We start from the raw sequence: 12,609 nt of genomic DNA on the forward strand, positions 1-12,609 counted from the left end.
GAATTGCTAATATAACAATTAATGCCTGTTTCAGGTTAAGAATTTTAAATATAAACTGTGGTTGAGTTGTTTTTAAGTAAAAAATAATTCTTTCTGAAGAATTTGTTGATATTATTGTAGTGTTTCTTTAGAAGAGTCTTTACTTTCTACATCACCCAATGATTATAATAGAAATGGGATAGATTTTCAATACAGACTTAAAGCCCGAACCAATGCAGGACTATAACAAAAAATCCCGGAAAAACCCGGGACTTATATTGATAACAAAAATAGTATTCTACATTATTTTACTTGATCTACAACAGCTTTGAAAGCTTCAGGGTGATTCATTGCTAAATCTGCTAAAACTTTTCTGTTAAGCTCGATGTTGTTCTTTTTAAGAGCTCCCATAAATTGAGAGTAAGACATTCCGTGCTCTCTAGTACCTGCGTTGATACGAGTGATCCAAAGGGCTCTGAAGTTTCTCTTTTTCTCTTTTCTACCACGGTAAGCATATTGCATTGCTTTTTCTACCGCGTTTTTAGCTACAGTCCACACGTTCTTTCTTCTACCGAAAAAACCTTTAGCTTGCTTAAAAATTTTCTTTCTGCGAGCTCTTGAAGCTACCGCATTTACTGATCTTGGCATAATTTAAATTGTTTTTTTGAAATGGGCGACAACATATGTTTCATTGTTAGATGCTCCATTTCAGGGTTAAAATGTTGAATTTGTTTGAATTCTTATAAACCGAATATAGATTTATAAAAACTACTTAATGGCTAATTGACGTTGAACACTTTTTTCGTCCACTTTAGCTACGTAAGAAGTAGTAGTAAGATTTCTCTTCTGCTTAGTTTCTTTCTTAGTTAAGATGTGGCTTTTGAAAGCATTTTTTCTTTTGATCTTACCAGAACCGGTAAGAGCAAAACGTTTCTTAGCACCTGATTTCGTTTTTAATTTTGGCATTGTTTGCTTTTTTATTGTTTTTGTTATCAATATCTGTTTTGGCTACTCCTAAGGACATTAGGAATAATAGTGGGCAAAGATACAAAAAAAATCAATTCGAACTTTTATAATCTGTTATTTTATCCTAGTAAATAAGAAGACCGCCTCTCATAGAGCGGTCTTTTTATGATAGGTTGTATTGGAAATCTACCTTTTCGTAGTTTCTTTCCAGCATAGTAAATCAAATTATGACTGGAAAAAAGCCAATAGATCTCTGTTGATCGTTTCAGCTTCTGTAGTAGGCATCCCATGTGGAAAACCAGGATAAGAGATCAGTTTCCCGTTTTTAAGAAGGCTAGCAGCTACTTTACCGGTCGTTTCAAAAGGAACAATCTGATCATCCTCACCATGCATGACCAACACAGGAACGTCTACACTTTTAAGATCCTCAGTAAAATCCGTTTCAGAGAATGCTTTAACACAGTCATAATGGGCTTTGATAGAGCCACTCATTCCTTGTCTCCACCAGTTTCTCTGGATTCCTTCAGAAACCTTGGCACCTTCTCTGTTATACCCATAAAAAGGGAAGGTAAGATCAATAAAGAACTGTTGTCTGTGCTTGGCGGTGTTGTTGCGGATATCATCAAAAACAGACATGGGAACCCCATTTGGGTTATTCTCATTCTGAACCATGATCGGCGTTACTGCACTTACCAAAACAGCTTTTGCGACCCTTCCGTTTCCATGTTTGGCAACATATCTGATCACTTCGCCACCTCCTGTAGAGTGTCCCACATGGATAACATCTTTTAAATCCAACGCTGTAACAATTTCTGCAACATCAGAAGCATACGTATCCATATCATGTCCATAAGGGGTCTGTTCTGATCTTCCGTGGCCTCTCCTGTCGTGGGCGATCACTCTATAACCTTGTTCTAAGAAGAAAAACATCTGCGCATCCCAGTCATCACTGGATAATGGCCACCCGTGATGAAAAAATACGGGCTGTCCTTTTCCCCAATCTTTGTAGTAAATTTCTGTTCCGTCTTTTAATGTAAGTGTGTTCATTGTTTGTTTTTTATGATTAATAAATTAATAATGTATTTTATTTTTATATTCACAAATGTAGCTGGAAAATATTCACAATACATTGACCTAAGATAATATATTGATTAAAATATAAAAGCAACGGAATGCATCATTAACACTAATTTAACAAGGGATTTATACAATTAAAATATAGCTGATAATCGGGATTGTTTTATTCTGCACTTCTCTCTAATATTGATTAATACAAAGAATAAAATTTCGAAGCATGAAAATAATAGTATTTAGTATCCTTTTTATGTTGACTTCAGTGACTGCCTGCACACAAGAAAAAAAAGATAATTCTCCTATAGTTCCTTCCAAAACGAAGATAATAAATACGGTTCCGCTTTTAACCAGGCAGAATGATTTTGTCTATGTAGATAAAACAAGCCTGAAGCCTGTCACGAATCAAAAGTTCCGAAGTGCAACAGTATTTACTCCTACAGGTTTTGCCGTTGTTGAAAATGAAAAGAATGAATATGCTGTCATAGACGAAAATGGAAAAACAATGCTGGATTTTTCGGCCAGCGAGATCAGTTTAAATGTTATAAACGGACTTACATTTTATAAAAAAGACATTGAATACGAAAAGAAAATGCCTGCCTGGAAATGGGATTGGAATATCTTAGGAGGCGGCATCAAGAAAGAACAAACCTACCATAAAATTGAGATTGGGGTTTTAGAAACCAAACAAATCTTACTTCATGAAGATATTCCGTATCTGGAGGATAATTATTATCTGAATTTTGTTTCTGTAGATGAAAACCATATTTTTTGGAATGGAAGTCTTTACGAAATCAAAAAAGACCGCTTACATACAATCGACAATAATATTGCTGAGTTGTTAGAGAACAAACGCTTTATCAAAGCTTCAAACGCCAGTTTCTCCATGTATGAACTGAACCAGAAAAAAGCAGTTCACAGCGGATTAAAAGGTACTGAAACACTTTCACTTCAATTTGGAAAGGAAACCATAATCCTGAAGGAAGTGAATAAAGAACGCTATGCTCCGGAAGTTCCTAAACTTTTGGCAGACAGCAAAACCAATGATATTTACCCTTTTCCACAATATGAAAAGGTATTTCCGAAAGAAATTACAAAAGCAACAGCTTCGCAGATTGATTTCATCAAAAAGACTTCCTTAGTGTATTCTATAACCAATTCTCCTTATTTTTTGCTGGGTGTTTTTAATTACGATCATGATATCTGGGCATATGACTGGCTTTATATTGACACCAAAGGAAATGTTGCAGATTCCATTGATACCTATAGTTTTAAGGTTCTGGACCAGCTCGGAAATATGGTTTGGCCCGATAGAAAAATGATTTTGCCCAATCAGTTCATTGATAAAAACTGGAAGTTCGGAAAAATAAATTCTTATCAAGGTATGAATGATTTATACCTTATCCGGATTGAAGACGAAAAACAATTAAGAACCATGGGATTATGGAATAGTAAGACAAAGACTTGGGAGATAAAGCCTGAATACCATGATATATCGGTGTTGGATACAGAAAAAGAGATCTATGCTCTTCAAAAAGAGGAAGACGGTTTGTATACCCTTTATGATCATAAGAATAAAAAAAATATTGGATCAAAAGCTTATCAATCTATTAATTCAGATGGGTTGGTGAATGTTAAACTGAATTCAGGGGAAAATATGTTTTATTATATTGATATTTACTCCGGAAAAGAATATAAAGAGAGTTAAATAATATATTGAAAATATTAAAACTATGATTTTTAGAAAGTTATTGTCTGTTGCCGCTTGTATTGTAAGTGCAGTATCTTTTGCACAAATAAGAACAGGAATATATTTTTCTTCAGATAAAAAATACAACGAGATTATGGAAGAACTTGGAAATCCTTTATCGGGAAATCCGGTCATGATCGTAACATCATTTGTTCCTAATTATGGGAGTTATGTTTGGTATCTGAACGAAAGCAAATCCAAAAATTCCGCTTATTTTGATGAAAACCCAAAGGATCTGCACTCGGGCATTTTTCTGGAAGACCATGGTGGATTAATTCTCAAATGACCTTTAAAGATTTTGCAAAAGGGTTGGCACAACCTAAATATCTGATTAACTTCTGTGAAATTGGTGATGCAGACAAAGATAACTTTCCTGAGTTTTACCTTACTTATTTTGAAGAATCAGACGGATTAGATGCCAAACCCTTGAAAGTGATTGTGTACACCAACACAGGGGTGAAAACACTTTCAAAATCAAAAATTACGGGTTGGATTCCGTTTCAGGAAGAAGATCAATATCGGGAAGAAAGGGATACTAATTTCAAGTTATTGCCTAAAGCGATAAGGATGAAAGCCGAAAAGATATTGAAAGATGCCAAAAACGGAATGAACTAGAGCGGTTAAAAAACCACCATTATCGGGGATATTTTCATCCACCTTCTTTAATTATCTTTAATTAAAAATAAAACGGTGAAAAACCTCATGATTTTAACTTCACTTTTGGTACTGTCTGGCTGTAAAACCAATGCTCAAAAATTAAAAGTTACTATATTTATAGAACCCAAACGGATTACAAGAAAAGTTCGGAAACAGGTAAAATACAGACTTATACAACTCGTAAAGAAGTGACAGAACGTCTTGATCCCATGATTTTATGCTTTCCAAAAATGCTGAAACACTTAAGTTTCGTATACAGAGAAATATCAGTTCCGGTGGACATACCATTCATCAGGTTAGAAAAATCCGTTTTGAAGAAGGAGAACAAAATGGCAATAGTATTACGCTGAGATATTATGTGGAGATTAAAAAAGTTCCTGGTAAAGAAAGCGCTGATGTGAAGGGTTATAATTATACAAAAGATGAAAGTTACAAAATACCGGATGATGTTAAAATAATAAAAATTGAATTGTACGAAGACCGGATTAATGATACATCAGATACGAAACCAAAGCGTATTGCCCAACAGACCTTTAATTTCTTTGCAAAAATCTAAACACCTGAAAACGATAATAGCGAATACGGATTTTGGAGAAAACTGAATAAGTAATTATAAACTTAGCTACAATGAAAAAAACTTTTGCTTTCCCATTTTTAAGCGTCATTTTGGTAATGATCTCCAGTTGCAAAAATCCGGAAAGAAAAAAACAAATTTCCCGGATTACCTGAAAAACACCAACTGGATTGTAGATAGTGGCGGACTTATGACCCCAGATGGCGAAAAAACCTATTATCTATCCAGGAGAATAGACTCTGCAATTGTTTTCAACTTTCATGCTGTAAACTTTTTGGATGAAGAAAAATTTAAAAGTTATGATAGCTGGGAATGTGGAAATGATTGCTTCACAGAAATACATGGAAGATACTATTTTACGGAAACTAATCAGATTGACATGGAAAGTTGATAGTATTAGAAAATCTGAATTTTGTGACGTGCCTACACAAACATTCAAACCATCCAAAGTCATGTCTTTTAACCTTGCAAAAGAAGGGGAACAGCTAAAATTAATAAGAAAATAAAATTTTACCAAAGCAGATAGGTTTGGTTTTGATGTGATTGATGGCAAATACAAAGAATTTTCAAATGTCAAATTTCAGTATGATATGAAAGATAGGCGAGAAGAATTTAACCACAATAAAGTTATCCTGAAAATAAAACAAAAAATTGAGAATCATTATTCTGATAAATTTACATATGCTATGCCTGACTGGGCTATGTTAAGCGCTGAGCCTGATATTATATCCATTCTTGATATTCATGGTGAAGAAGGGGTACAGATAGCAAAGCAAAAAGTTAATTTCCCAGTTGATTTTTATAATATTTCTTCTGTTGTAGACTATGTAGATTTTCTATCTAATCAAATGAACAGCCAGAAAGAAATAATAGGATATGTCATTTTTTATAACAAGAATACTCTCATTATAAAAGATCCCAATTATTTGCAGGATTTGACTGCATTTCAAGAAAATGAACTTAACAAGTATAACCAGACTCAATCGAAAGTTGATATTTCTCTCCTATTTACAGACCAAAATTGGGACGAAGTAGATGTACTTGATGATTTGTTAAGCTAGATGAAATATAATTCGAATGACCATAAAAACACATCATCTAAAATTAATAAGAAAACTATTCAAACTTTTTTACTAAACCACAAATCGAAGATTCGACGTAGTCAAAAGACACAAAAGTTTTTATTTCTTAGACACTTTAGTGCACTTTAGAAAGTTTAAAGGAATACCGCACAATTAAGTTCACATAAGATGAAAATCTTTGATTTTCAAAAAAACTTTAGTGTACTTCTTATACACAAGGTATATAACTTAAATAGCTTAAGTGTTTAAAAATCTTTTGTGACTTTTGTGGTAACATTTAAACAGACTTAAGAAAATAATATGACAGATTTAATAAAAATTTTCCCGGAATATGAAGACGTATTTTATGATGATATCGAAAATCATAAAAAGTATTTCCTTCCCATTTGTTCAATTAATTTAAAGGTTGTTGATCCGTCAGAAGATCAATGGCTGCATATTGTTTCGGTAAAGGAAATTTACGATGGCTGGTTGGGGAAGATAAGCCAGAATATCACACAGAATTTACCAAAGCGGATATGTTTGGTTTTGATGTGATTGATGGCAAATACAAATTTGATGCAGACTGGAATTATTTTTCAGCCCATACCGAGATTTCTCCGGAAGATGATGGAAATGATTATTCAGATTTAGAGATTGAATACAATATGAATGAGGCAATGTATCAATTGAAAAAAGAATATTACCAAAAACACAATACGCTTTATGACAAAGATAGTTATCGACCAGGTTTGACGGTAGATGATATTCGCCGTTTAGAGCGTTTACGTAAGCTTACAGTTGAAGATCTGGAGAAGGATGATTACTCAGAATATGCAGAGGAACGTTTGCAGAAAAAGATTTTTGGCGTTTTTGATGAGCTGAATACCGATTCTCTGCCTTTAGAAGAATCGCACTTCGGAGGAGATAACCTCATCGAGAAACCTTATAAAAAAGATAATACATTGATGGATTATATCGGATGTCTAGAAGGGTATGATTTTCAAAATGCAGCAGCAGACCAATTATATTTATTTTATGACAAAGAACTTAAAAAAGCAGTTATCTGTTTTGAGTATACTTAATCTGAAAGTAGATCTATCAAATCACTGTAAACAAGGATATTTCAAAAACTTTACGATTTATTAATTTTAGCGAATGGCACACCGTATTTATTTATACAATTACGATCAGAAAACGAATCAATCTTTCGATACCTATTTAGGCGAATGGAACTACGAAATTCCATTATTGCTGTATCCTCTCATTGCAGAAGATATCAAAGTGGAAGGCGTTGAGTTTTTCTCTAATAAAGAACAAGGAATTATTCATCTCCGTTATTTCTTCAATTTACTGGCTGATACCTACCAATTGCATTACAAAAAAGCTTACTACGAGCCTGTCAACACAATGTTTGAGTTTCTGGAAGCATTGCCTTATGATTCCTTCGTACTGAATGCAACAGATGTTTTTAACATGAACGAAGAAAAGCATAAAGTACAGGCAAAGGAATGGCTGGTGGAGATTCAGCAGAAAAGTAAACTGTATAAAAAGGCGGTACAAACTCAAAATCTTTCGTTGTTAGATTCCTTGTTTTCGCAGACAGGTTACTCCTCATTTCTCGATATCTTACAAACCGACTGGATCATTTACGGACTGGGCTATTTTGAGGAACTTGCGTATAAGAAAGTAGCATCTTCAACATTTGAAGTAAACGGAAAATTGGGTCTGAAGGATGCTAAAGGAGCCGTTTTGGCTCCGGCCATGTATGATGATATTTTTGAAGCAGACTATAATTACGGTATATCGGTAGTTCAAAAAGACGCTTTGTTCGGTTACCTGCAAAGTGACGGGAAAGAACTGGTTCCTCCAGTTTATGAAGAAGCGTTCGATGTGTTCGATTTTGCACTGGAACCTTTGGGTGAAGTAAAAGTGAACGGAAAGTCGGGGATTTTAAAAGTTTATTCAAACACCTGGCTGGTTCCTGCGGATTATGACACCATAGAAAGAGTAGCTTATGGATTTTTAGGCGTAGAAAAAGATGGAAAATTTGGAGTGTATAACGATGAAAACGGGATCATTATTCCTGTTGAAAGCGAAAGTCCTTATGAGTATGATTATTTTCCGGAGTTGTTTTTTACCAAACAAAAAGGAACCGGCAAGCGCAGGTATTACACAAAAGAAGGAAACTATCTGGGTAATTTTTTAGAAGGCAGTATCGTCAAGACATCTGTTTGTTATTGGATTAAACCAAATAAATTTGACAAAAAAGGAAGGCTGATAGATGAAAAAGGTCAACTTATAATAGATGAAGCGGATCAACTGATTTTATTAGATAATTTTGAAACACTTGCCGTTCGTAAAGATAAAAACTGGAAGATTTATCACACCTTACAACATCAGTTTTTGTTAGAAAATGAGCACATTACCAAAGTAAAAGGAGAATCTAATATCGGATATAAAAACAATGTCTTTACGCTGGAAACCCAAAACGGATCAGGACTTTTTGATGCAGACAATGATCATTGGTTAATTGCTCCTCAATCTGAAATTAAACAGATTCATTATTTGGATAATGGATTTTTATCGGTTCAAAAAAAAGAAAGTTATCAATTGTTTGATTTCGAAAATGGTTTGTCAGACGAATTGTACGATTATATTTCTAATCCTTTGAATTATAGAATGGAAGAAGGTTTGCTGTTTCTGTACCAGGGTGAAAATATGTTGAGAATGAATGAAGACAAAAGCATTCATCGGGTAGAGATACGTGAGTATGGATCGATTTATCTGGACCGGTATTCATTTCGGGGAAAAGATTTGGAATACTTTGTTTCCTTTTATAATCGTTGGAAAAACAAGGCAGGTAGCAACTCCGAGCGGTTCATGGATGTTGAAACCATTAAAAGGATGGCTTTTGACGCAAAAGAAAATCAAAATTACCGGGAAGCGTTTCGCCTGTTTGAACTGTCTGCTCAAAGAAATGACATCGATAGCTGGGTGGAAATGGGTTTATTACTCACGGATCGTGACATTGAAGCCTTGTTTGATCCAAAGAAAGGCATTGCATATTACGAAAAAGCAGCACAACACAATCATCCGGTAGCCTGGAACAATATCGGTGCTTTGTATCACAACGGCACAGGGTATTCTTTTAATATCAAAAAAGCAATTCGGGCCTACGAAAAAGCAGCTGAGCTTGGTGATGGAATGGCACTGGTCAATTTGGGCGATCTGTATTATTTTGGAGAGCATGTAATACAGGATTACGATAAAGCTTTGGATTTTTATCAAAAGGCCGAGAAAAAATACTACTACAATTACGATAAAATTTCAGAAATCTATTATCAGTTAAGAGATTATAAAAACCTTTTGGTTTACTTAAAGAAGGATTATGATCAGTCTTATTCAGGCATCTATTACGGTATTATCTACGAACATGGTCTGGGTATAAAAGCAGATCTGAAGAAAGCTATTAAGTATTACGAACAGGCTAATGCTTACAGCACTTACGAATATGCTACCCAACGCCTGGTGTATTACTATGGTGAAGATCCGGCATTTAAAAATGAAACGAAATTTCAGAAGTGGAAATCTTTCGCTGAACACCATGGTTTTGAAATAGATTAGCAGGTATTTTACTTATATTTACGTTCTTTACTATAATACAATTCAATAGAGATAAGGGTTTGATGTACAGGTTGTTATTTATATTTACTTTGCTTATTTGTTCTTTTTTTGCTCAGGCACAAGATGTTGTAAGCCAATTAGAGAAGGACTATAACAATGCTTCAAACAAAACCATAGAGCAGTTAGATATAGCTCCAAAATACGCGAAAGCATTATTTTTACATAACTTAAAATCAAAATCCTACCAGATTTTGGAAACCAGTATTCCTATCGCAGCCAAACAAACGGATGGGAAATACGCCACCATTTTGTATGCTGTCCAGGCTATGAATTATCGACTTGACAATAAAGGAACTGAAGCTTTAAAAAGTCTTGACATGGCAAGGGTATATAGCTTAAAAACGAATAGTAACGAGGCTAAAGGTTACTTTCAATATGCAAAGGGCTGGATTCTGATACGTAATAATAAAACAACCGATGCCGTTGCCGCTTATCTGAAAGCGATTGACTACTATGAAAATTCACCAACGACTTCTACGCTGTACGGAAGGTTTGCTACCGTAGTTAAAGAATTGTCCACTATTTATTCTAATCTCAACGAATACCAGCTGGAAGAAAAATACAGTAAGCAGTTTTTGTTGCTGGCATCCAGACAAAATGACCCTAATCTTATCTTTGATGCCTATATGCGAATGGGCTACGTATACGAACAAAAATACGCGCAAAATCCATCGGATATAGAGTTGAGAAATAAAGCAGAGCAGTATTATTTGCAGGCTATTAAGACTTTCAACAAAAATAAAGAGGCTATGCTCAACAGGAGCAGTCTTTCCTATGCAGCCATCAATTTAGCCAATTTGTATACTGGTTTTGATAGAGATAAGGCGATGCAATATGCTCAATTAGCCAATAGTGTGAGCCTGGAAACCGGTGATGCCATTCATATCGCTTCTTCATTTGGGATTTTGGCAGAGCTAGCCATGCAAGATAAAAATTATGATTTAGCGAAGTCTTACTTTCTAAAAGCCTCCATGGAAATTGGAAAAAGCCCGGTTAGAGATCATAATATAGAATTATCTATTCTTGAATCTTTATCCCGAATTAGCGAAGAGCAAGGCGATTACAAAGAAGCGCTAACCTATTATAAAGGGTATGTTGATAAATACAAAAGTGTTTACGATCAGGAAAAACTGGATATTACCAAAAGATTAGAATCGCAGTTTGAGAAAGAACGGCAGGAACAGAAGTACATAAAACTGCAGCTGGAAAGTGATAAAAAAGCACAAGAAATCAGGTTGATAAACATACTGCGGGCACAACGCGAACAGGTTTACAACAATTTAAAATTGGTAGAAGAAAATCAACGGGAACGACTGAAATTTTCAGAACTTGAATCAGAGAAAAAAGAACAGCAGCTTCGTTTGGCAAAGTTAGAAACCGCACAAAAGAACAATGATATCAGCAACTATAAAAAGCTGTTGACATTCAAGGAAAAGATCAATACCTACTACATTATTTTTATTTTCATTTTCATCGTTTTGATCACCTTATTGCTGTATGCTTATAAGCAACGTGCAAAGTCGATGAAGCAAAGAGACGAATTGCATGCCTTAGCCATGGAAAAAGAGAAACAAAATTCAAAAATATCTACGCTTACGGCATTGTTGGAAGGGCAGGAGCAGGAGCGCGGCCGTTTAGCCCGGGATCTTCATGATGGATTGGGAGGCTTGCTTTCAGGAACTAAACTTCAGTTGTCTTCTTTAGAGCCTCATAAATCTGAAAGCATAGAAAAAGAAATTTCAAAATCGATTACCCAGATTGATGGTGCTGTAGAAGAACTGAGACGGGTAGCGCATAATTTAATGCCCGATTTATTAATGAAATACGGGTTGGAAGTTGCTATTCAGGAGTTTGCTACCCGAATGTCCAATAGCGCACTAGATATTCATACCGAATTTATCAGTTACACGAATTCCATATCAGAAGAAAAGCAATTGATCCTGTACAGAATCATTCAGGAATTGGTCAATAATGCCATAAAGCATGCCGATACTTCCGAAATTATCATTCAGATAAGTGAAGAAGAAAATGTATTAAATCTTACAGTGGAAGACAACGGCAAAGGTTTTGACCCAACAAGCTTAGACGTAAGAAAAACAGCAGGTTTTCATAATATAGAATCAAGAGTCCAGTTTTTAAAAGGAACGATGAACATTACTTCCGAATTGAATATTGGGACCAGTATAGAACTTCAAATTCCTATTCATTACACATGATAAAAGTAGCCATAACAGATGATCATCCGCTTCTATTGGAAGGACTGAAAAATATTTTAGGAAATAGCGATACGATAGATGTAGTAGCGTGTTTCAAAAGCGTTTCAGAAATGAATGCAGGCCTGGCAAAACACGCTGTTGATATTTTGTTGCTGGACATCAATCTGGCAGATATCAACAGCATCGAACTTATAAAACCTTTAAAGAAAAAGTATGGGGACCTCCAGATCATCATGTTGAGCGTTCACAACGAACTGCCGGTGATTAATAGTACTTTGTCTGAAGGGGCGTTGGGATACATTCAAAAAAATGCTTCAGTTTCCGAAATTCTGGAAGGGATCAATACCGTATATGCCGGTAACCGGTTTTTATGCTCACAAACCAAGTCTGTTTTGGAGAAGAAATCATCAGATGGGTTACATCAGGTGCCAAAATTAACACGAAGAGAAAAGGAAATTTTAGCCGAGGCAGCGAAAGGATTTACCACCAATCAAATGGCCGAAAAACTTTTTATCAGCCCGCACACCGTAGAAAGCCACCGGAAAAATCTTATTGAAAAATTTCAGACTTCTAATCTTAGTTCAGCCATTAAACTGGCCATAGAATACGGTTTGATTATCGAATAAAATATTCATCCAACAAAAAGGC

Annotated in this window: 13 protein-coding genes; 10 read left to right on the plus strand and 3 right to left on the minus strand. The window is 35.0% G+C overall.

Annotated elements, in window-relative coordinates; translation table 11 throughout:
* Positions 1–282: 282 nt before the first annotated feature.
* From rplT to MUW56_RS21255, 3 genes are all read right to left on the minus strand, one after another.
* Positions 283–627 (minus strand): 50S ribosomal protein L20, encoded by a 345-nt coding sequence (gene rplT, locus MUW56_RS21245; protein WP_034694451.1) that lies wholly within the window; start codon positions 625–627, stop codon positions 283–285.
* Between the two features lie 120 nt (positions 628–747).
* Positions 748–945: a 50S ribosomal protein L35 gene (gene rpmI, locus MUW56_RS21250; RefSeq protein WP_292015076.1), complete on the minus strand. Its 198-nt coding sequence runs from the start codon at positions 943–945 to the stop codon at positions 748–750.
* Between the two features lie 225 nt (positions 946–1,170).
* Positions 1,171–1,992: an alpha/beta hydrolase gene (locus MUW56_RS21255; RefSeq protein WP_292015077.1), complete on the minus strand. Its 822-nt coding sequence runs from the start codon at positions 1,990–1,992 to the stop codon at positions 1,171–1,173.
* A gap of 247 nt (positions 1,993–2,239) precedes the next feature.
* On the opposite strand from MUW56_RS21255, the gene MUW56_RS21260 reads away from it, so the two are divergent.
* The 10 genes from MUW56_RS21260 to MUW56_RS21305 all read left to right on the plus strand — a co-directional run bounded on the left by MUW56_RS21260 (position 2,240) and on the right by MUW56_RS21305 (position 12,587).
* Positions 2,240–3,724, plus strand: coding sequence for a hypothetical protein (locus MUW56_RS21260; protein ID WP_292015078.1), 1,485 nt, complete (start codon positions 2,240–2,242; stop codon positions 3,722–3,724).
* A gap of 25 nt (positions 3,725–3,749) precedes the next feature.
* Entirely contained in the window at positions 3,750–4,052 is a 303-nt protein-coding gene (locus tag MUW56_RS21265; protein WP_292015079.1) for a hypothetical protein, read from the plus strand.
* Positions 4,049–4,381, plus strand: coding sequence for a hypothetical protein (locus MUW56_RS21270; RefSeq protein WP_292015080.1), 333 nt, complete (start codon positions 4,049–4,051; stop codon positions 4,379–4,381). The genes MUW56_RS21265 and MUW56_RS21270 overlap by 4 nt, the downstream gene beginning before the upstream one ends.
* 259 nt (positions 4,382–4,640) lie before the next feature.
* Positions 4,641–4,979, plus strand: coding sequence for a hypothetical protein (locus MUW56_RS21275; protein ID WP_292015081.1), 339 nt, complete (start codon positions 4,641–4,643; stop codon positions 4,977–4,979).
* A gap of 127 nt (positions 4,980–5,106) precedes the next feature.
* On the plus strand, positions 5,107–5,388 hold the full coding sequence (locus MUW56_RS21280) for a hypothetical protein (protein ID WP_292015082.1): 282 nt from the start codon (positions 5,107–5,109) through the stop codon (positions 5,386–5,388).
* Between the two features lie 199 nt (positions 5,389–5,587).
* Positions 5,588–6,058: a hypothetical protein gene (locus tag MUW56_RS21285; RefSeq protein WP_292015083.1), complete on the plus strand. Its 471-nt coding sequence runs from the start codon at positions 5,588–5,590 to the stop codon at positions 6,056–6,058.
* Between the two features lie 539 nt (positions 6,059–6,597).
* A complete protein-coding gene (locus tag MUW56_RS21290; RefSeq protein WP_292015084.1) occupies positions 6,598–7,143 on the plus strand; it encodes a hypothetical protein in 546 nt (181 codons plus the stop codon).
* 73 nt (positions 7,144–7,216) lie between these two features.
* Entirely contained in the window at positions 7,217–9,685 is a 2,469-nt protein-coding gene (locus MUW56_RS21295; RefSeq protein ID WP_292015085.1) for a tetratricopeptide repeat protein, read from the plus strand.
* A gap of 89 nt (positions 9,686–9,774) precedes the next feature.
* Entirely contained in the window at positions 9,775–11,961 is a 2,187-nt protein-coding gene (locus MUW56_RS21300; protein ID WP_292015086.1) for an ATP-binding protein, read from the plus strand.
* Positions 11,958–12,587, plus strand: a complete 630-nt coding sequence (locus tag MUW56_RS21305; RefSeq protein ID WP_292015087.1) for a response regulator transcription factor — start codon at positions 11,958–11,960, stop codon at positions 12,585–12,587. Before MUW56_RS21300 ends, MUW56_RS21305 begins: the two co-directional genes overlap by 4 nt.
* The last annotated feature ends 22 nt before the right edge of the window (positions 12,588–12,609 follow it).

The sequence above is a fragment of the Chryseobacterium sp. genome (assembly GCF_022869225.1).
In the GTDB taxonomy this organism is placed as follows: domain Bacteria; phylum Bacteroidota; class Bacteroidia; order Flavobacteriales; family Weeksellaceae; genus Chryseobacterium.